Below are 21,563 nucleotides of genomic sequence, written 5' to 3' on the forward strand. Positions count from 1 at the left end.
GCGCACCGGCAAGTTACCGGCCGGTATCGCTCGGCGAGCGTGCGAGAATGGCCCGATGATCTTCGACGGCCACGTGCACCAGTTGCCCGACATCGACCCGACCGAGACCCGGGAGTGGCTCGACAGCCTCGACGCGGTGGTCGACACCCACGGCAAGACGCGCGCCCGCTACCTGCTGTCGCGCCTGATGCAGCGCGCGAACGACTCCCAGGTGTCGTTCCCGGCGACCGTGTCGACGCCGTACGTGAACACGATCCCCGTCGAGCAGGAGCCGTGGTTCCCCGGCGACGAGCACATCGAGCGGCGCATCCGCGCCTTCGTCCGCTGGAACGCGGCGATGATGGTGGTCAAGGCGAACAAGGCCGCGGACGGCATCGGCGGCCACCTGTCGACGTTCGCCTCGTCGGCCGCGCTGTACGAGATCGGCTTCAACCACTTCTTCCGCGGCAAGGACGACGGCACCCCCGGCGACCACGTCTACTTCCAGGGCCACGCGGCCCCGGGCATCTACGCCCGGGCGTTCATGGAGGGTCGCCTCACCGCCGACGACCTCGACCACTTCCGGCGCGAGATCGGCCGGGGCGGGCGCGGCCTGTCGTCGTACCCGCACCCCCGCCTGATGCCCGACTTCTGGGAGTTCCCGACGGTGTCGATGGGCCTCGGCCCGATCACCTCGCTGTACCACGCCCGCTTCAACCGCTACCTCCACAACCGCCGCATCGACGACACCAGCGAGAGCCGGGTGTGGGCGTTCATCGGCGACGGCGAGTGCGACGAGCCCGAGACGCTCGGCGCGATCTCCCTCGCCGCCCGCGAGCACCTCGACAACCTCGTGTTCGTCGTCAACTGCAACCTCCAGCGCCTCGACGGTCCCGTGCGCGGCAACGGCAAGGTCATCCAGGAGCTCGAGGCCGTGTTCCGCGGCGCCGGGTGGAACGTCATCAAGGTCATCTGGGGCTCGAAGTGGGACCCGCTGCTCGCGCAGGACAAGGACGGCGCGCTGCTGAACAAGATGAACAACACCGTCGACGGCGAGTTCCAGCGCTACGCCGTCGAGGACGGCGAGTACATCCGCGACAACTTCTTCGGTCCCGACGACCGCCTCCGCCAGATGGTCTCGCACCTCTCCGACGACGACCTGCGCAACCTCCCCCGCGGCGGCCACGACTACCGCAAGCTGTACGCCGCCTACAAGGCCGCGACGGAGAACCTCGGCTCCGGGCGCCCGACGGTGATCCTGTGCAAGACGGTCAAGGGGTGGACCCTCGGCGAGGGCTTCGAGGGACGCAACTCGACGCACCAGATCAAGAAGATGACCAAGGACCAGATCGTCGCCCTGCGCGATCGGCTCTACATGCACGACGAGATCCCCGAGGACGCGATCGAGGCGGAGGACCCGCCCTACTTCAAGCCCTCCGAGGACTCCGTCGAGTGGCAGTACATGATGGAGCGGCGCAAGGCGCTCGACGGCTTCGTCCCCACGCGCTCGACCACGGCGCGCCGCCCCCTCGAGCTCCCCGACGACGCCACCTTCCAGGAGCTCCGCCAGGGATCGGGCGGCCAGGAGGTGTCGACGACGATGGGGTTCACCCGCCTGCTGCGCAACCTCACGCGCGACGAGAAGATCGGCAAGCGGATCGTGCCGATCATCCCCGACGAGGCACGCACCTTCGGCATGGACGGCCTGTTCAAGGAGATCGAGATCTACGCCGCCCAGGGCCAGAAGTACGAGCCGGTCGACCACGACCTGCTCCTGTCGTACTCGGAGTCCGAGAGCGGCCAGATCCTCGAGGAGGGGATCACCGAGGCGGGTTCGATGTCGAGCTTCATCGCCGCCGGGTCGTCGTACGCCACCCGCGGCGTCCCGATGCTGCCGTTCTACACCTTCTACTCGATGTTCGGGTTCCAGCGGACCGGCGACCTGATCTGGCAGGCTGCCGACATCCGGGCCCGCGGCTTCCTGATGGCGGCGACCGCCGGGCGCACGACGCTGCTCGGCGAGGGCCTCCAGCACCAGGACGGCCACAGCCTCGTGCTCGCCTCGACGGTGCCCGCCGTGCAGGCCTACGACCCGGCCTTCGCCTACGAGCTCGCGGCGATCGTCCAGGCCGGGATCGCCCGGATGTACGGCGACGGCTCGCCGCGCGAGACCGACGTCTTCTACTACATCACCCTGTACAACGAGAACTACGAGATGCCGGCGATGCCCGACGAGGCCCTGTCGGGCGACGGCACGCTCGCCGAGCAGATCGTGGAGGGGATCTACAAGTACGCCGACGGCCCGATCCTGGAGGGTCCCGACGACTCCGCCAAGCGGGCGACGATCCTGTTCTCGGGGATCTCCCACACCGCCGCCCGCGAGGCCCAGTCGGAGCTCGCCGAGCACTACGGCGTCTCGGCCGAGCTGTGGTCGGTCACCTCGTACAAGGCGCTGCGCGAGGAGGGTCTGGGCGCCGAGCGCCACAACCGCCTGCACCCGAGCGCGGACGCGCGGGTCCCCCTGGTGGCCCGGCGCCTCGCCGAGTCGCGGGGTCCGATCACGGCGGTGTCGGACTTCATGGCGATGGTCCCCGACCAGGTCCGCCAGTTCGTCACGGCTTCGGCCCACGGGGACGGGGCCCACCGCACGTTCACCACGCTGGGCACCGACGGGATGGGCCGGTCCGACACCCGCGAGGCGCTGCGCCGCTTCTTCGAGATCGACACCGGCCACGTCGTGGTCGCCGTGCTGTCGGGCCTGCTCGCGGACGGCACGGTGGACGCGGCGACGGTGCAGGACGCCATCGACCGCTACGACATCGACCCCGACATCGCCGACCCCTGGGACTCCTACATCGACTGATCCGGTCCGAGCTCGGAGCCGTCGGAGACCGGAGGTGTCGTCGCCACCGGCGGTGGCGACGACATCAAGTGCGGGTCAAGAACGCTCACGTCCTCCCGCCGTGCGACCGACACATCTCCCCCATGCGGGTGAGAGACAGCGATGTTCGAGGACGACGACGACGGGGGGCACCCGGCGTCACGGTGGCGAACGTCGTGCGGATCCGCTCCGAGCGGGCGGTGCGTCGCCTGTCCCCGCTCGCGTCGTCGCTGCGCACGTCGCTGGCGCTCCCCGAGCCGGCCCCCTCGCGGGTGCGCCTGGCGCTGCAGACCCCGTCCGGGCCGGTCCTCGAGGCGATGGTGGGCGACGCCCGTCGAGGTCGTCTCGGGAGCGGCACCGGAGAGGCGGCGGAGCGGATCCTCGAGCTCGTCGGCGCGCTCGACCGCCACGACCGCCGCACCCGCGGTCACTCCGAGCGGGTCCGTGGGTACAGCCGCGTGATCGGGGAGCGGATGGGCCTCGACGACGACGACCTCGACCGGCTCGAGTGGGCGGGGCTGCTGCACGACGTCGGCAAGCTGCTGGTCCCCGCCGCGATCCTCGCGAAGCGGGGCCCCCTGACCGATGCCGAGTTCGCGATCGTCCAGCAGCACCCGGAGCACGGGCGGGCGCTGGTCGCCCCGCTCACCCCCTGGCTGGGCGACGCGGCTCGTGCGGTCTGGGAGCACCACGAACGCTGGGACGGAGCCGGCTACCCACGTGGCATCGCCGAAGAGGACATCTCGCTCTTCGCCCGCATCGTCAGCGTGGCCGACGCGTTCGACGTGATCACCTCCACCCGCTCCTACACCCGACGCCGGTCGCGCCGAGCGGCTCGAGCGGAACTGGTGCGGTGCGCCGGGACCCAGTTCGATCCCGCCGTCGTGAGCGCGTTCGTCGCCGGGGAGATCGGCACCGATCGGTGGGCGACGACCCGGCGGGCCGCGATCCGGGAACGTGCGACCCCGGACGGATCGGCCACCTCGTGATCCGGAGCTCCCGAACGCCGGGCCCCCGGGAGCCGGTGTCGTCGCTCCGTCGCACGGAGGCGCCGGCGCTAGATTCGGGCGCCGATGGCCGGCACCCTGCACATCACCGGTGACGACGACGCCGACCGGTTGCTGAACACCGACGCCGACGCCCTGCTCGTCGGGATGCTGCTCGACCAGCAGGTCCCGTTGGGGTGGGCGTTCCGGGGCCCGTCGACGCTGCGCAGCCGGCTCGGTCACCTCGATCCCGCTCGGATCGCCGCGATGGACGTCGACGTCGTCGTCTCCGCGTGCGCCACGAAGCCCGCGATCCACCGCTTCCCGACGTCGATGGGCGAGCGCATCCACGCGCTGTGCGGCACCCTCGTCGACGTCCACGGCGGGAGGGCGGAACGCATCTGGGCCGACGGCGCGGACGCGGCCGAGGTGGGCGACCGGCTGCGCGACCTCCCCGGGTTCGGCGAGGAGAAGGCGAAGATCTTCCTCGCCCTGCTCGCGAAGACGCAGGGCGTCGAGCTCGACGGGTGGCGCTCCGCCGCCGATCCCTTCGGCGACGAGCAGCCGCGCTCGGCCGCCGACTGCCACGACGCCGCCTCGCTCGCACGCGTGAAGGAGTGGAAGCGCGAGCAGAGGGCGGCGAAGCGGGACAAGCAGGGACGCCCCCTCGACGGGGCGCGCTGACCCCCCGATGACCCCGGGCCCGAGATCGATGCTGCGCTGGATCGTGCGCGGCGAGCGCCACGTCACCACGAGCCTCGACGCGCTGTCGGACGACCTCCGGGCGCTGCAGCGGCGCGTCGACGACATCGCCGCCCGGCGGCCGCCGGCGGCGCCCGAGCCGTTCGTCCCCGGCCCCGATCCCTGGCTCGTCGCGGCCGAGCCGTCGACGTCGGGGGTCAACGTCGTGGGCTACCTCCAGCACCAGATCGGGCTCGGCGACGCCGGCCGTCGGATGTGCGACGTGCTCGCGGCCGGCGACGTGGCGACCTCGCCGATCGCGTACGGCGCCACCTCGAGTCCCCTGCTGCCGGTCGCGTACCCGACGACCCAGCGCGTCGACCACGACACGACGATCGTCGTCGCGGCGGCCGATCAGCTCCCGGCGCTGCGTCGCGACCACCCGGAGCTGTTCGACGCCTCGCGCCGCGTCGTCGCGCACCCGTTCTGGGAGGTGTCGGAGCTGTCGCCGGCCGGGAGCGCGGGGCTCGAGCTCGTCGACGAGGTGTGGGCGCCGACGTCGTTCGTCGCCGACGTGTTCGCGCGCGCCGGCGACGTCGCGGTGCGTCACGTCCCCCTCCCCTTCGCCCGACCCCGGCCGTCGGGGCGGGCGCGGTCGTCGTTCGCCGCGCTCGCCGATGCCGGCGAGCGCATCGTGTTCGGGGTCACCTTCGACCACTTCAGCGTCATGGAGCGCAAGAACCCGCTCGGCGCGATCGAGGCCTACCGCCGCGCGTTCCCCCCCGGCTCCGACACCCTCCTCGTGGTGAAGACGCTGAACGCGGGGCACCACCCGATCGCGGATGCCCAGCTGCGCGCGGCCGCCGCGCACCGATCGGACGTCGTCGTGTGGGACGAGCACCTCGATCGCGCCGACCAGCTCGCCTTCATCGCCCAGCTCGACGTCCTCGTCTCCCTCCACCGTGGCGAGGGCCTCGGGCTGCACCTCGCGGAGGCGATGTGGTCGGGGGTCCCCGTGGTCGCGACCGGGTGGTCGGGCAACGTCGACTTCATGGACGACTCCTGCGCCCGCCTGGTCGACCACACCCTCGTCGAGGTCCGCGGCGGCGGCACGATCTACCCCGACGGGGCGCGGTGGGCCGATCCCGACCTCGACGCGGCGGCGGGCGCGATGTCGTCGCTCGCCGGCGACGACGTCCTCCGCGGTGACCTCGGGCGCGCCGCACGCCGGCGGATGCAGGACCAACCCGACGACCGCAGCGTGGCTCGCGGGATCGCCGGGCTGCTCGAGCACGACATCGAGCGCCCGTGACCGACGTGGCGACCGCGCGCGGCCGCGGCGTGCTGCGCGCCGCTGCGACGGCGGCGCGGTGGGTCGGGCGCGGCGAGCGGCGCACGACCGCGACGCTCGACGCGCTCGCCGACGACATCGCCGACCTGACCGGCCGCGTCGACGCGCTCGACGCGGCCGACGGGCTCGAGTCGAGCGCCGCGGCCCGGCCGCGGCGAGACCCGTGGTGGAGCCCGGCGGAGCTCGGCGACGGGGTCAACGTCATCGGGTACCTCCAGCACCAGTCGGGCCTCGGCGACGTCGCCCGCCGCCTCGTCGCTCTGCTCGATGCGGCCGGGGTGCCGACGGCGCCGATCGCGTTCGACGGCACCCACGCCCCGCTGACGTCGACGGCGGTGGTGGCGCCCCAGCGCCTCGACCATGCCCGGACGATCGCGCTCATGGCCCCCGACCAGGTGGCGGTGCTGGACGACTGGTACCCCGAGGTGCGCGGCCGGACGCGCACCGTCGGGTACTGCTTCTGGGAGCTGGACGAGCTCCCCGACGATCAGATCGCCGGCGCCCGCCTGCTCGACGAGGTCTGGGTGCCGACGCGGTTCGTGGAGCGGGCGTTCTCCGCGGTGGACGGCCTGCGCGTCCGCCACGTGCCGATCCCGGTGGCCCGTCCGGTCCCCTCGGTGCGCCCTGCGGTGTCGTTCGCGCCGCTGGCGGGCGCCGGGGACCGCGTCGTGCTCGGGATCACCTTCGACCACTTCAGCTCGCTGGAGCGGAAGAACCCGCTCGGTGCGATCGAGGCGTTCACGAGGGCGTTCTCGGACGATCCGTCCCGAGCGCTGCTCGTCGTCAAGACGCTCAACGCCGACCACCTGCCCGAGGCGCACCGGCGGCTGCTCGACCACGTCGGCGACCGTCGTGACGTCGTCGTGTGGGACCACCACCTGTCGCGAGCCGACCAGTCGGCGTTCATCTCCCACCTCGACGTGCTCGTCTCGCTGCACCGCGGCGAGGGGCTCGGGCTGCACCTCGCCGAGGCGATGTGGCTCGGCGTGCCGGTGATCGCCACGGGGTACTCGGGGAACCTGGACTTCATGGACCCGTCGTGCGCCCGACTGGTCGACCACGTCCTGCGCCCGGTCGGCGATCTCGCGATGCACTACCGCGCCGAGGCGACGTGGGCCGATCCCGACGTCGACGACGCAGCACGGGCGATGCGCGAGCTCGTCGACGACGCCGCGGCGCGTGCCGAGCTCGGCGCAGCCGGTCGACGACGGATGGCCGACCAACCGTCGGACGCCGCCACGGCCGAGCGCATCGCCGCCCTGCTCGACGACCTCCCGCCGCGCTGAGCCGTCCCTCCTCGTCCTCCTCCCGCTGCTCCCGCCGGGACGACGGGTCTCAGCGGGGCCGCGACGGCGGGCGGCGCAGGAGGCGGCGGGCCAGCCGCACCGGGACGGCGGCGAGCTCCCGGTTCAGCCACGCGTTGTCGAGCGCGAGCTCGTGGTTCGCCCGTTCGAGCTCGTCCAGGCGCTCCGCGGCACCCGCGCCGGTCGCCACCGCCACCTCACCGGCACCGCCGAGCGCGCGCGCACGACCGAGGTGGCCGGCGGGGAGCAGGAACGGGTGCCGGTCGAGCTGCGCGAGGCGGCGGTCGAGCGCGACGCGGTCGATCGAGGTGGCCACGCCGCGGGCCAGGGCGGGCTCGTCGGTCTCACGGACCCCGCAGAGCCCGGCGGTGGCCAGCAGGAGGCCGACCACGGGCGCGAGCTCGTCGTCGAGCGCCTCGTCGAGCGCGGCGCCGAGGGCGCGGACCGCGTCGAGGGGGAACGCCACCGTCGCCGCCGGACCGCCCAGGTCGCCCAGCTCGGACCAGCCGTCGACCGTGACCGGAGCCGCCGCCCCGACGAGCTCGGCGGCGCGGCACCTCAGGACGCGACCACCGCCTCCGGCGGTGTCGCGCAGCGCCCCGACCCACCCCGGGCCGGGCTCGTCGCCGGCCCCGACGATCGCGAGGTGCGAGCCGCGCGCTCGTGCGACCGCGTCGGCGATCGCCGACCCGGCGGGAGCGCGCGGGTCGACCTCGACGAGCTCGGCGTCGTCGACGTCCTGGGCCCGCAGGGCGTCGCGCACCCGATCGGTCGAGTCCGCGCCCCCCGCCGGGTCGGCGACGACGGAGAGGAACACCGCCGGCTCGGTGCCCGACGCGGTCACCAGGGTCGGGGCGCAGGTCCTGGTGGCGGGGCGGTAGAGGCGGATGAACTGGTAGGTGTCGCCGTCGGCATCGACTCGATCGCGCACGGACCGCAGGAAGGCGCCGAGGGCGGTGTCGGCGGCGACGAAGGGGTGGCGTCGGGGCCAGCTCTGATCGGACTCGGGTGCGGGGCGGTCGGCCCGGGCCGACTCGTCGAAGCCGGCGGCGGCCATCGCGGTCGTCAGCGACCGGTCGGTGAAGAAGCGCAGGTGGGTGTGGTCGAGCAGACCGGACCGGGTCACGTCCCACCTCCCGGCGAGGAGCTTGTGGGCGACGTCGCGGTGCGCCACGTTGGGCACGCTGACCCCCAGCACGGCACCGCGGTCGGCCATCCACCCGGACAACCGCTCGAGGAAGAGGTGAGGCTCGACGAGGTGCTCGATCACGTCGATCGCGAGGATCGCGACGAGGGGCTCGCGCCCCGCGGCGTCGACGCCGTCGAGGGCGGCGAGGGTCGTGTCGACGTCGCGCAGATCGATCCGGTGGACCTCGAACCCGCGCCCGCGCACCGTCTCGAGCGAGCGCTCCTCGACGTCGAAGCCGACGTAGGAGAACCCGGCGTCGCGCAGCACCTCGGCGTGGGGCGCGTACCCGCACCCGAGATCGACGACCACGCCGCGCTCGGGGCGGCCGATCAGCTCCGACGCCAGACGGCCGTGGGCACCGGCCCAGTCGAACTCCACGTCGTAGGGGTCGTCGGCGGCCACCTCGGGCGCCGTGCGACCGCTCCCCGCACCACCCTCCGGCTCGCTCCGCTCCGCGCTCACGGCGCGGCGCTCGCGGCCGCCGCCTCGGTCCGCACGGTCGCCCCGAGCCGGCGCATCCACGAGGCGTCGGCCAGGACGGCGGGGTTGTCGGCCCCGGCGCGTCGTGCCGCCGCCTCCCACACGATCGCGTCGCCGGCGGTCCGCGACGCGAGCAGGGGCGCGGCCCGCCCGAACACCGCGTCGAGGTCGACCGGACGCCGCGGGTCGCGCTCGGTCACGTTGATCCGCCGTGGCGACAGCGGCGCTCCGACGAACTCGCCGAGCGATGCCCACGTCGCGTCGCCGAGCTCGACCACCCCCACCCACCCGAGCCGGCGCAGCTGCGCCGTGGCGAGGCGCGCCAGGCGGTTGAGCTCGGCGTTGGGGATGAACGCGAGCTCCGGGATCGCCGGGTCGTCGACGAGCTGGCGGATCAGGGTGTTGTCCGTCTGGTAGGCGATCGCCTCGTCGGCGAGCCACTCGGCGAAGTCCTGGGTCATCGCGCCGTGGCTGCTCTCCCACGGCTGCTCGGCGGCGCGCGCGTCGGCGGGCAGGCCGCGCCAGAACTCGTAGTGCGAGAGCAGTCGGCAGCGTGGTTCGCGCACCACCGTCGCGATGTCGCCCGGCGCGAACCGGGTCAGCAGGGTGTCGAGCGCGAGGTGGCCGGCGACGGCGTCGGCGTCGTGGAGGTCCTCGACCCGCTCGAGCACCTGGTGCGCCTGCGCGACGGGTCGCGGGGCGTGGCGGTACGGGCCCATCCACACCGGGTCGAACACGGCGTCGCTCCAGCGGTGGCCGGGCAGGGCCTCGCGCAGGGCCGCGGTGATCGAGCTCCCCGCCGACTTGGGCACGTGGAGGAACGCGAACGGCCGCACCCCGGACTCGCCGGGTTCGGAGCGCGGCGGAGGCGACGACAGGGCCACGGCGCCCCGCTCCGCGGCGCGCCGCCCCGCCCGGGCCACGCGGCGCACGGTGTCGCGACCCCGATCGGCCAGGCCCGGAGCACGCCCGATGCCGCTCGCGCCGGCCTCGGCGCCGTCGCCGCCGCCGGTGACCGCACCGCCGCCACCATCGCCGCCATCGCCACCATCGACGCCATCGACGCCATCACCGTCGCCGCCGCCGTGGGTCGTGAGCCACCGTCCGAGCGGCACCGAGCCGCCGCCGAACGCGTCGGGGGTGGCGCGCTCCGCCGAGGTCACCCCGTCCTCGCCGACCTCGTCGAGGATCGCGCTGCGGACGCGCCGTCGGACCTGCGCCGTCAGCTCGACGCCGTCGATCGACGTCGCCCAGCGGTAGGGGAGGTGACGGCGCTCGAGGTGGCCGGCGGCGGCCAGACGCTCGGCGTAGTCGTCGGCGAGGGAGCGCATCGCGGTGCCGACGTCGTGGGGGACGCGGGGCGCGTCGTCCTGGAACCTCGACAGCACCTCGGGCCGGTTCGGGTCGTACCCGCTGAAGTGGACGAAGCGGACCGGTTCGCCGCCGACCCGTGGCGCGCCCCGGTCGTCGAGCTCGACGTGGCGCTCGTGGACGTTCCACCACGCCACGTTCATCCCCGGGTCGCGGCAGACGTGGTGGTCGAACAGCGACGGCACCCAGTCGACCCAGCGCTGGTCCGTGAAGTGCGAGCGCTCGAAGTCGACCACGGCGTCGAAGCGGAGGCGCACGTCCCACCAGTCGAGGAACCCGCGGCCGCCCGCGCCCACGGCGAGGAACCCGCAGTTGAACATCCCCGACTGCATGATCGTCCCCTCCTTCACGTGCTTGCCGTCGCGGGGGATCGGCGTCAGCACGTGGGGCGTGAGGACCAGGCCGTGGTCCCGCGCCTCGGCGACGCGATCGTCGAACGGCGCGTGGACGACGATGTCGGGGTCGAGGTAGCAGGCGACGACGTCGTCGCTCCCCGTCGTGGCCCCGCGATCGAGGAGGAGCCGCAGGAACGACGCCTTGACCGAGGTCGAGAACTCCATCACGTCGTAGATCGAGCGCATCACGTCGACGGCCGCGGGATCGATGTCGAGGTCGGCGAGGCGGGCGACGTCGACCCCGTCGACGAGCTCGCACTCGCCGTCGTCGACGACGAGCACGGTGAACGTGGAACCCGGGTGGTGGTCGAGGAACGACCGTGCCAGCACCTCCGCCATCGCCGAGTAGTTCGACGCCACGATCGTTCCTGCTCGCATCGGCGCTCAGGCTAGGTGGTCGCGGCCGGCGGCCGGATCAGCGCGCCGCGACGCCCCCTGGGCCCGAGGGGAGCGCCCCGGCCTCGTCGAGCCGCGTCGCCCGGCGGCGGTCGCGGGCCGAGTCCGGCCACGGGCTCGCCCGGTGCCGGCGCAGGGCTCGCACGAGCCACCACGGCCGGCGGGTGCCACGCGCCGCGTCGAGCCCGTCGAAGAAGGGTTCGCCCGTCGCGGGTGTCGACGGATCGGTGCGCAGGAGGGCGGCGTACCCCTCGCCGAAGCTCGCCGGGGAGGGCTGCGACGCGACGCGCCGCCGCGCCCGCTCGACGAGCCCGGCCCGGTGGTCGGCGTCGGTGGCGAGCCGTCGCAGGTGGAGCGCGGCCTGGTCCAGATCGGGATCCGCCCAGGTCGCCTCCTCGGGGTAGATCCCCTGGCCACCCGTGACGGCGACCCGGTCGGCGTCGACGAGCGCGGCGCACGAGTCGTCGAGGAAGTCGAGCACCCCGGAGTAGCGGGTCGAGACCACCGCGGTGCCGAGCCGCATCGCGAGCGCCGGGTGCAGTCCGTACCCCTCGCTTCGGTGCAGCGAGACGAGGCAATCGGCGGCCGCCAGCAGGGCGTGGTGGCGCCGGTCGTCGAGGTGCTCGTCCAAGATCTCGATGCGGTCGTCGTCACCGCACGCCTCGACGACCGCTCGCGCGCCCTCGGGGCGCTGCTCGCCGTTGATCGACTTGACCACGAGCCGCACGGCGGGGCCCGTCCCGTCGCCGCGCTCGCCCTCGGTCGCGCCGAACGCGCGGCGGAAGGCGCCGATCGCGCCGAGGGGGTTCTTGCGCTCGACGATGCTCAGGTGGTCGAAGCTGACGAGGAACACGACGTCGCTCCCCCACCCGGCGCGCCACGCCCGCACCTCGTCGTCGTCGACGTCGGGCGCCTCCATCGGCAGCGGGGCGAGGTGCACGGGCACGCGACCCGCCGTGGCCTCCCGGTACGCGTCGCGCACGAAGGTCGTCGGGCTCCACAGCTCGGTGACCAGGGCGAGCGCCTCGAGGTGCGCCGCCGGCACGTGCTCGAGCTCCCACACCCAGTACCCGATCATCCGCCGGCCGGGGCCGGTGAGCCGGGGGAACCGCTCGACGAAGTGCGCGAACTCGAAGGCGGTGACGATCGCGATCGTCGTGTCGTGGACGGCGTCGGGGACGGGGTCGGCCGGGCGGCGGCGGGGGCTGGTCGACAGGTCGTTGTCGATGTCCACCACGTCGATCCCCGCCGCTCGCAGCGCCGCCGACAGCTCGCGTGCGTTCTGGCCGAGCCCGCTGGAGATGTGGTGGTAGCCGACGACGTTCACCCCCGGCGTGCCGACGACGCGCCGCGCACGGCGACGGTCGCCGACGGCTCGCGCCCGGCGCGCCACGGATCGTGCCAGGCGGGGTGGTCGGCGCAGCAGCCGCTCGACGAGCCGCGTCGGCATCCCCGCGACCCCGGCGACGAGGGCACGGGCGTGGACCCTGCGCGGCGGGTGGCGCAGGCGTCGCACGGAGAGCGCGACCGCCCTCGCGACCTCGCCGGGGGACCCCCCGATCGCGCTCGACCAGAGGCGGTTGCGCTCCTGCAGCCGTCGGACCTCGGCACCGAGCGACCGGGTCGTCGCTCCCCCACGGTGCTCGACGCGCGACGCGGGCACCACGAGGTACCGCCACCCGCGGGACCGACCGCGCCGGGCGAGCTCGACGTCCTCGTAGTAGAGGAAGAAGCGCTCGTCGAAGCGACCGACGTCGTCGAGGAAGGAGCGCCGCAGGAGCACGGCTCCCCCGGTGAACGCGTCGATCTCGGTCGGATCGGTCCCGAGGTCGTCGACCGGGCGGTCGCGTGACACGTCGTGGCCCTGGCCGGTCGCGTCGATGCGCACCCCAGCGCTGTTCACCCGGTCGCTGCCGGCGTGGACGAGCACGGGCTGCGCCGCGCCGACGCCGCGGTCGCGCTCGAGCTCGGCGAGCAGCGGGGGGAGCCAGCCGTCGGTGACCACGACGTCGTCGTTGAGCAGCGCGATCGCTTCCGCGCCCGCCGCCGCCGCGGCGTCGATCCCGCGGTTCATCCCCGCCCCGAACCCGCCGTTGGCCCCGGTCTCGATCAGCTCGACGGCGTCGAGGAGCGACCCGTGCGGGTGGCCGGGGATCGCAGCCGCGGCGAGCAGCGGCCGGGCGCGGCGTCCGTTGTCCACGACGAGCAACGTCGTGTCGGGCGGCGAGCAGCGGATCGCGGCGGCCACGGCCGCCTCGAGCATCGACGGCGCGGGATCGTAGGTGAGGACGACGATCGCGACGGTCCCTCGACGGGGGGACGGGCTGGTCGCCGGCACCGCCTCAGTGTACGGAGGGCACCTGCTGCGACGGGGCGCTCGACGCGCACGGCGCGCCGGAGGTCACCGGGACGGGCGGCGGCGGAGGGGGCAGCGCCCCCGGCTCGACCGCCAGCCCGGCCGCGTCCGGGCCGGGCGGCGTCGTGAGCGGCGGAGGTCCCGACGGTCCCGGCCGGGGCGGCGTCGCCGGGCGCGCGTCGAACCGACGGCCGAAGGCGTCGAGGCGGCGGTCGGCGTTGACGATCGAGATGTACGACGGGGTGCCGTCGGGACGGATCGAGACGCGGGTCATGGCGATGTAGGCCAGCCGAGCCGCGCGATCGTCCACCCCGATGCCGGTCACCACCGCCGGCACCTCCCATCCCTTGAGGCTGTGCGCGGTGCACCCCTTGACCGCGTCGGCGTCCGGCCAGAAGCGGTGCTTGCGCACTCGGCGGGGGGCGTCGGGGTCACGGCTGAAGATGTGGTGGACCGGGATCCCGGCCTCCTCGATGACGCGCACCGCGGCCACCCCGTCGTGGTGGTAGTCGCACACGAACGCCACGTCGCCGGGGCGCAGCTGCGGGTCGTCGCGCAGCAGGCGCACCACCTCACGCCCCACGGCGCGGCCCAGGAGGGGGACGCGGTCGACGTCGATCCAGCGCCGCACCGTGCGGGCCGCCTGGTCGGGGCCGGCCGGCGTCCGTCCGCTCACCTGCTCGCCGTCGAGGTGCTCGGCGGCGAACTCGTTGGTCAGGTCGAGCAGGTCGGCGGGGAGGCGGTGCGACTCGTCGAGCTGGGCCCACGCCCGCGCCGCGTCGCCGATCGTCGCGGCGCTCAGCTCGTCGCGGTCGTAGATGTCCTGGGTCGGGTCTCCGACCGCGAGCATCTCCCCGCCGGGGGCGAGCACGTGTCGGCGCAGCAGGTTCCACCACTCGATGGTGAAGTCCTGACCTTCGTCGACGAGCACGGCGTCGTACGGGGCCCGGAAGCCCTCCTCGAACGCCTGGGTCGCCTTGGCGACGATGCCGACCGTCCACGGCGCGCCGCGCGGGGCGCTGAGCTGGTACCCGGCGAGCTCGGCGTCCTGGACGACGCGGGTGCAGAACGAGTGGAAGTTGGAGCAGGCGATGAGCGTGGGGTTGGCGCCGATCTCGTGGCACCGTTCGTTCGCCATCGACCGGAGCCGGTTCGCGAGGGTGACGTTGAGCGACAGGATCAGCACCCGCTTGCCGTCCGCCGCCAGGTGCGCGGCGCGCCCGGTCAGACCGAACGACTTGCCCGATCCGGCGGCACCGCGCACCATGCGCGTCAGCTCGCCGCCGGGGTTGAGCGCGAGGTCGCGCACACCGTCGCTCGACCACGCCGGGGCCCGCGTGCTGCGGATGCGCTCGGAGGCGTTGATGTGGCGCCGCAGCTTGGACAGCGACGGGGCGGGCGGGACGGCGCACCCCAGCCCGACCACGACGTCGCGCGCCGCCTCCGCGATCGTGTCACCACCGAAGACCCCGACCAGGCTCTCCGGCTCGTCCGGCGGCCGGACCGGGAGCAGGGCGTGCGCCTGGGCCGTGGTGAGGGCCGGGAGCACGAGCACCGCGCGGATCGCCGAGGTCGGCGTCCCCCCGTGCTCGGGGAGCGCGTAGAACTGGTCGAACAGCGACGCCCGCGTGCGGCTCGCGACCAGCCGCGGATCCGCGGCGGTGGGCGCCCACAGGCCGTCCGAGCCGAGGAGCTCGACGTCGCCGTGCTCGCCGGGGCGGGCCCGGTCCGGAGTCCAGCCGACGACCTCGATGGCGCAGACGCCGTGGACGTCGTGGAACACCAGGAAGTCGAGGCGGTCGAGCCCGACGCGCGGCTTGGTGTACACCGTCCACCCCGGACCCAGGGTGGCGAGCGACCGCAGGACCTGGAGCTCCCCGGGGTCGAGCGGTTCGACGAGCTGGTCGAGGGCGTCGAGGGGCGGCCGGAGCGTGATCGTGGGGGGTCCGAACGCCGAGGGCACACCAGGGTGTCGGCACCCCGGCCGACGTCCTTGAGCCGAGGTGGCGGGCGACGCCGCGCCGGTGCGTGCACGGGAGCGTACGATCCACGCCGATGGCGGTGATCTCCACGAGGACGGACCCGTCGCGCGGAGCCGGCACCGTCGTGTCGCTCGTCCTCGCGGTCCACGATCCACCGCCGGGCGCGCTGCGCGCCCAGTTGGACGCGATCGCGGCGCAGACGAGCCCCTGGTGGGAGTGCGTGGTCGTCGACGACGCCTCGGCGCGCCCCGACGTCGTCGAGCTGCTGGCGGCCTGGGTCGCGGTCGACCCCCGTCGCCGCCTGATCACCCGAGCGGTCAACGGCGGCATCGCTGCCGCCACCAACGACGGGATCGACGCGGCGACCGGCGACGTGGTGGCGATCTGCGACCACGACGACGTGATCGACCCCGACGCGGTCTACGCCGTGCTCGACCACCTGGGGCGCCACCCGGACCACGACGTCGTCTACTCCGACGAGCGCACGATCGACGCGGAGGGTCGGGTGATCGCCGAGTACCACAAACCCGACCACAGCCCGCGCCGCCACCTCGGCCACCACTACCTCGCCCACCTCGTCGCCGCCCGACGCGGGGCCATCGGGGACCTGCGGGTCCGCGCCGAGTTCGAACCCGCCCAGGACTACGACTTCTACCTGCGGGTCATCGAGGGCGCGCACCGAGCGGGCCGCGGGGTCGGACACATCCCCCGGATCCTCTACTCGTGGCGGGCGATCGCCGGGTCGAGCGCCCTCGACGCGTCGGAGAAGCCCGAGATGGCCGCCGCGGTCGAGCGCTGCGCGCAGGCCGCCCTCGACCGACGCGGGATCTCGGCGACGGCGACGACCGTGCTCCACCGGGGGGCGCCCACCACCTCGGTCCGGCTCGTCTCGGCGCCGTGCGATGCGACGGTCGCGCCGATCCCGGTCGGAGGGGGCGCATCGGCCGCCGAGGTCGACGCGGCGATCCGCGCCGCCACCGCCGACGTGGTGTGCCTCGTCCCCCGGTCCGCCGGCGACGGCACCCGCTGGGCCGCTCCCCTCGTCGCGGACGCCGTGCGCGCCGACGTCGGCGTGGTCGGCCCGATGGTCGTCCGTGCCGCCTCCGACGGGGCGGGTGGGGATCGCACGACCGTGCTCAGCGTCGGTCGCACGGTCGGCGACACCCTGGCCGATCCGTTCGTCGGGGTGGACCCCGACGAGGCGGGACCGTGGGGTGCGTTCTTCGTCGCGCGCGAGGCGAGCGCGGTCGCTCCCGAGGGCCTCGTCGTCGAGCGCGCGACCTACCTCGAGGCCGGCGGCCTCGCGACCGACGCCGGTCTCGACGTCGCGGTCGCCGAGCTGTGCGCCACCCTCGCCGCGTCGGGTCGGGCCACGATCTGGAACCCGGCCGCCGTGCTCGAGGTCGAGCTGCCCGCTGGCGTGGAGTCGCTGCTCGGCGTCCGCTCCGACGGACCCGATGCGCGGGACCGCCTCGACGCCGAGCTGGCCGCAGCGGCGCGACGTCGCCCCGAGCTGCGGCGGGAGCGGTTCGCGACGACCGGCACGTCCGCCTTCGTGCACCACGTGACCCACCCGTCGACGACCGCGCGCCGCCTCGTCGTCGGAGGCGAGATCGAGCTGGTGACGTCGGACGTGTTCGACACCGTCGTGACCCGGCCGGTCGCCACGCCCAGCGACCTGTTCGTCGTGCTCGGGCGCCGCCTCCTCGACGACGGAGCGCTGCCGGAGCGGGTGACGCCCCCGATGTTCGCCGCGGCGCGCCGCGAGGCCGAGCGCCGAGCGCGCGACCACCGGTCGCGCGGCGCCCGGCGACGGCTGCTCGCCGAGTCGCTCCACGCCGTCGACCGCTCGGTGCCCGCCGGAGACGTCGTCGACGAGCGGATCGGCGATCCCCGGGTCGAGATCGAGTCCCACCCCGACGTGGTCGCCCCGGAGTGCACCCTCGAGGAGATCTGGGAGCGGATGCCGTGGGGCCTCGACGCGGGCGTGGAGCGCCACGTCGAGGCCGAGCTGGCCGTCGAAGCCGAGCACCTCCGTCCGATCCCCGAGACGCTCGAGCTGATCCGCCTGGCGCGCCGGCACGGCGTCCCCGTCGTGCTGGTCAGCGACATCTACCTCGGGGCCGACCAGCTGCGCGGCCTCCTCGCGGCCGCCGGCGTCGACACCGCACTCGTCGACGACGTGGTCACCTCGGCCGACCACCGCCTCGGCAAGGCGCACGGCCTGCTCGCGCGGACGATCGCCGCACGTGGGGTCGAACCGACCGCGACGTTGCACCTCGGTGACAACGAGGTGGCCGACGTGGCCACCGCCACCGACCTCGGCACCCACGTGCTGCACGTCGACGTCGCATCGGACCGGCGCCACGTGGCGATGCCGCACGCGGCGCTGCGCGCCTGGTCGCGGAGCACGGGCGCCGATCTCGGGATCTCCGCCGCCGTCCGGGCGACGCTCGTCTCCGACGTGGTCGACGACGGCGACGCCGCGGCCCAGTACGGCGCGGCGATCGGCCCCGCGCTGGCCGGGTTCGCCCGGTGGGTCGCCGACACCGCCGCCGACCTCGGCGCCGGGACCGTCCACTGCCTGCTCCGGGAGGGCGCGACGATCGCCGAGCTGATGGGAGCGACGGCGCCGGCGGGCCCGTCGGCGACGCCGCTGCACGTGTCGCGGTGGGTGACGATGCGCGCCGCGGTCGTCGACGGCACCGCGGACGAGATCCTCACCGCCCTGGCCCGGCGCGCCGACCTGACCGTCGACCACGTGGTGGGCGCGTTCGGGTGCGATCCCGACGACGTCCGTCGCGTCCTCGGCGCGCAGCGGATCGAGCCGGCCGCCCTGCCCGACGCCTGCGCACGCCTCGCATCCGATCCCGGCACCCGGGCGCAGATCCGGGCCGGGTCCGCCGACCTGCGCCGCCGGGTGCTGCGCTACCTGCGTGACCGCCTCGTGCTCGACGACGGCCCCCTCGTCGTCGCCGACGTGGGGTGGGGCGGCACGATCCAGGAGGGCCTCGGGCGCATCCTGCGCGCGGACGGCATCGACGACGAGCCGATCGGGCTCTACTTCGCGCTGTCGAGCGCCGGTGAGGAGCGCGTCCGGCGCGGGGCGCGGATGATGTCGTACCTGCCGAGCGAGCTCGACGACCCCGTCGCCGCCGCACGCAGCCGCGCCGTCGCCCACCACGCCGACACCGTCGAGCGGATCATGACCCCGGCCACGGGCACCCTGATCGACGTCTCCGCCGAGGGCGACCCGGTCACGCGGCCCGTCGACCACGACCCGGTCCCGCGCTCGCTGACCACCGCGCAGGGAGCGATGCGGTCGGTCGTGGGGCGCCTGGTCGACGGGTCCCCGGGCGGCCTCGACGACCCCCGCTGGTCCGATGCGGGGCTGCGCGCTGCGTTCGCGGAGGCGCTGGCCGAGGTGGTGTCGACGCCCGACCCCACGATGGCATCGGTGCTCGGATCCTGGCCGCACGACGACGTGGCCGGCACGGACCACCGCACGATCGCCGGCGGCGATCTCGCCACCCGTGTCCGCTACTCGACCGCGCGCGACGCGACGTCGCTCGACCCGACCGGCCGCAAGTGGATCGCCGGGCTGGCCGCGCAGCACAACCCGACGATGGCGGCGCAGCTCGGCGCCCACGTCGCCGGCGTCGCCCTCGAGGACCTGTGCCCGATCGGCGAGAACGGGGTGGCGAGCGTGTCCGCCTTCTCGATCGGCTCCGACCCGCCCGCCGCCCAGTGCGCTCGGGTGGTGTTCCCCCTCCCCGGCGGGTGGTCGGTGATCCACCTCGACGCCGAGGTCGACTCCCTGCGCGCCGTGCGGGTCGACGTCGGGGACCACCCCGCCATCGTCGAGGTCGCCGAGCTCGCCCTGAGCCTCGGAACCGACCTCGAGTTCGACCCGCCGCCGGTGAGCATCGACGACCTCGCAGACGACGGCATCGTGTGGGTGGGTGCCCGGCGCGTCGGCGATCGACGGTTCGTGCGCCGCGACGGCGGGCACCTCGTCCTGCCGGTCGACGCCGACCTCGGGGCGCACGTGCGCTCGGTGGAGGTCACCGTGGCGTTCCGCTGCTGGCGTCTCGGCCCCGACGACCCGCTGCTCGTCGCGCCGATCGAGGAGCGCCTGGCCGCCCACGCCCGGCGGGCGCGCCGCGCCGTGCGGCGACGCACCGCACGCTGATCCGGCCCGGCGCTCAGCCCCAGGACCGGCGGCCGTCGGGGAGGTTCTCGTAGGCCGGGGCCCCCGAGCGCAGGGGCAGCTCGAGCCAGTCGTTGCGCCCCGGGGTCAGGTTCGGGTTCGCGTACGGGTCCACGTACAGCTCGGGCCCCCACCGCTGCTCGATCAGCGCGGTCTCGGCCGGGTCGATCGGGTGGGTGAAGCTGCGGCTCTCGAAGTGGTACCAGCTCGCCCACGGCGTCCACAGGATGCGGTACCCGGCGGCGCGGACCGCCATCGACAGGTCGACGTCGTTGTAGTTGCGCGCGAACTCGGTGCTCATCGCACCGACCTCGTGGAACACCTCGGTGCGCATCAGGCACGCCGCGGCGGTCGCCCCGGCGCACTCGCGCACCACCCGCAGCAGCCCGTAGGGACCGGGGTGCGCCCCGTCCCAGCCGAGCATCACGTGGGTGAGGGTGCCGTGGTACGTGTGCCCGCCGTGCTGCAGCGTCCCGTCCTCGAACAGGAGCCGGGCACCGACCACGCCGACATCGCGCTGCTGGGCGAGACCGACCATCTCCGAGACGCTGCCGGCGTCGATCAGCTCGGTGTCGTCGTTGAGCAGCAGCACGAACTCGCCGCTCGCGGCCTCGACGCCGCGGTTGATCTTCTCGGCGAAGTTGAACGGCCGGTCGTGGTCGACGACGTGCAGCGCGTCGCCGGCGATCGTGCGCAGCCCGCGCTCGACGACCGGCTCGGTGCCCGAGTCGAGGACGACGACGAACTCGACCTCGACGCGATCGTCGGGGTCGGCGACGATCGACGCCACCGCCTCGTGGACGAAGATCCGCTCGGCTCCCCACACCCGCCCCCGGGACCCGCGCGTCGGGATGACGACCGACACGGTCGGGCGCCCCACGACGGCGTGCTCCGAGCGCACGATCCCGGGGAGCTCGGTGGCCCGGACATCGGCCTCGATCCCGCAGCGTGCGAGGTGGGCGCCGACCGCGCGCACCTCGGCGTCGATCGCCGCGGGCTTGTTCGCGCTGTCGAGCGCCGAGCTCGTCGGCGCCTGGCGCCAGTGCAGCAGCACCTCGGGCACGTGGTGGAAGGGGGCGGCGACCTCGGCCAGGCGGAGCATCAGGTCGTGGTCCTGGGCGCCGTCCATCCCGGGGGTGAACCCGCCGACGTCCTCGACGAGCGAGCGCCGGGCGACGACGAGGTGGGTGATGTAGTTGTGGCACCGGAGTCGCTCGAGCGAGAAGTCGGGCTTGTACAGCGGGAACGCCCGACGTCCGTCCGGGCGCAGGAGGTCGTGGTCGCTGTACGCGACGTCGCATCCCGGGTCGGCGTCGAGCGCGGCGGCGACGCTCGCGAGCGCGTCGGCGTGGAGGACGTCGTCGTGGTCGAGCAGGACGACGAACTCACCGCTCGCCGCGGCGAGCGCGTCGTTCGACGCCGCGACGATCCCGCCGTTGCGCTGCCGCCGGATCACGCGGCGGACGGCCCCGCCGCGCCGGCGGCTCGACCGCTCGAGGTCGTCGAGGACGGCGCGCACGTCGGCACGGCGCGACCCGTCGTCGACGAGCACGTGCTCGACCCCGCCGGCGGCCACGTCGGCCCGACGGAGCTGGGCGTCGACCGAGGCGACGCACTCACGGAGGTGGTCGGGCTCGGGGTCGAACACCGCGGTGATCACGCTGAAGCGTGGGCTCAACGCGCCAGCACCCGTCTCGCGCGGCGCACCAGGATCGCGAGCCGCGGCCTCACCGACGTCGCCCAGCGACGGCGAGCGCGGTACGCGGCGCGCTGGACGGGGTTCATCGCCGCGGCGACCTGTCGGTACTCCTGGTCCTGGCGGGCGCGCGACACCTGCACCCGCAGGTCGACGATGTCGCCCCGCAGGGCCCCGACCTCGGCGAGCGCCTGGCGCGCGACGCGCATCGACTCGTCGCGGTCTCGCCGCAGCGCCTCGTAGGAGGGCTCCGACGGGCCCACCAGCGCCCTCAGCCGCTCGAGCTCGGCCTGGCGGTCGTCCACG

At 74.5% G+C, this 21,563-nt stretch carries 12 protein-coding genes; 6 read left to right on the plus strand and 6 right to left on the minus strand.

All coding sequences use genetic code 11. The annotated features are described in order from the left end of the window. Positions 1 to 55: 55 nt before the first annotated feature. From aceE to ACOOHC_RS13130, 5 genes are all read left to right on the plus strand, one after another. Complete coding sequence (aceE, locus tag ACOOHC_RS13110) at positions 56 to 2,842, plus strand: pyruvate dehydrogenase (acetyl-transferring), homodimeric type (RefSeq protein WP_420450854.1); 2,787 nt, start codon at positions 56 to 58, stop codon at positions 2,840 to 2,842. A 182-nt stretch (positions 2,843 to 3,024) separates the two neighbouring features. Continuing rightward, complete coding sequence (locus ACOOHC_RS13115) at positions 3,025 to 3,849, plus strand: HD-GYP domain-containing protein (protein ID WP_420450855.1); 825 nt, start codon at positions 3,025 to 3,027, stop codon at positions 3,847 to 3,849. 84 nt (positions 3,850 to 3,933) lie between these two features. Next, positions 3,934 to 4,530, plus strand: a complete 597-nt coding sequence (locus ACOOHC_RS13120) for an HhH-GPD-type base excision DNA repair protein (RefSeq protein WP_420450856.1) — start codon at positions 3,934 to 3,936, stop codon at positions 4,528 to 4,530. A 7-nt stretch (positions 4,531 to 4,537) separates the two neighbouring features. Next, positions 4,538 to 5,839 carry a glycosyltransferase gene (locus ACOOHC_RS13125; protein WP_420450857.1) on the plus strand — a complete coding sequence of 434 codons (1,302 nt, stop codon included), beginning with the start codon at positions 4,538 to 4,540 and terminating at the stop codon, positions 5,837 to 5,839. Next, positions 5,836 to 7,164, plus strand: a complete 1,329-nt coding sequence (locus ACOOHC_RS13130) for a glycosyltransferase (RefSeq protein WP_420450858.1) — start codon at positions 5,836 to 5,838, stop codon at positions 7,162 to 7,164. The genes ACOOHC_RS13125 and ACOOHC_RS13130 overlap by 4 nt, the downstream gene beginning before the upstream one ends. A gap of 49 nt (positions 7,165 to 7,213) precedes the next feature. Here the strand turns inward: ACOOHC_RS13130 and ACOOHC_RS13135 are convergent, their stop codons facing one another. From ACOOHC_RS13135 to ACOOHC_RS13150, 4 genes are read right to left on the minus strand one after another with little or no spacing between them, the layout of a single operon-like run. Then, positions 7,214 to 8,833 (minus strand): methyltransferase domain-containing protein, encoded by a 1,620-nt coding sequence (locus ACOOHC_RS13135; protein ID WP_420450859.1) that lies wholly within the window; start codon positions 8,831 to 8,833, stop codon positions 7,214 to 7,216. After that, positions 8,830 to 10,995 (minus strand): hypothetical protein, encoded by a 2,166-nt coding sequence (locus tag ACOOHC_RS13140; protein WP_420450860.1) that lies wholly within the window; start codon positions 10,993 to 10,995, stop codon positions 8,830 to 8,832. The genes ACOOHC_RS13135 and ACOOHC_RS13140 overlap by 4 nt, the downstream gene beginning before the upstream one ends. Positions 10,996 to 11,032: 37 nt before the next feature. Further along, on the minus strand, positions 11,033 to 13,351 hold the full coding sequence (locus ACOOHC_RS13145) for a glycosyltransferase (RefSeq protein WP_420450861.1): 2,319 nt from the start codon (positions 13,349 to 13,351) through the stop codon (positions 11,033 to 11,035). Between the two features lie 4 nt (positions 13,352 to 13,355). Then, positions 13,356 to 15,332 (minus strand): AAA family ATPase, encoded by a 1,977-nt coding sequence (locus ACOOHC_RS13150; RefSeq protein ID WP_420450862.1) that lies wholly within the window; start codon positions 15,330 to 15,332, stop codon positions 13,356 to 13,358. A gap of 92 nt (positions 15,333 to 15,424) precedes the next feature. Here ACOOHC_RS13150 and ACOOHC_RS13155 point away from each other — a divergent pair, with 92 nt between their 5' ends. Next, on the plus strand, positions 15,425 to 19,543 hold the full coding sequence (locus tag ACOOHC_RS13155; protein ID WP_420450863.1) for a glycosyltransferase: 4,119 nt from the start codon (positions 15,425 to 15,427) through the stop codon (positions 19,541 to 19,543). 13 nt (positions 19,544 to 19,556) lie between these two features. Here ACOOHC_RS13155 and ACOOHC_RS13160 read toward each other — a convergent pair whose 3' ends face one another. Then, a complete protein-coding gene (locus ACOOHC_RS13160; protein WP_420450864.1) occupies positions 19,557 to 21,239 on the minus strand; it encodes a glycosyltransferase family 2 protein in 1,683 nt (560 codons plus the stop codon). Continuing rightward, complete coding sequence (locus tag ACOOHC_RS13165) at positions 21,236 to 21,562, minus strand: hypothetical protein (protein ID WP_420450865.1); 327 nt, start codon at positions 21,560 to 21,562, stop codon at positions 21,236 to 21,238. Before ACOOHC_RS13165 ends, ACOOHC_RS13160 begins: the two co-directional genes overlap by 4 nt. Position 21,563 lies beyond the last annotated feature (1 nt).

Origin of the sequence: Ilumatobacter sp. (genome assembly GCF_965215205.1) — a bacterium.
GTDB lineage: Bacteria > Actinomycetota > Acidimicrobiia > Acidimicrobiales > Ilumatobacteraceae > Ilumatobacter_A.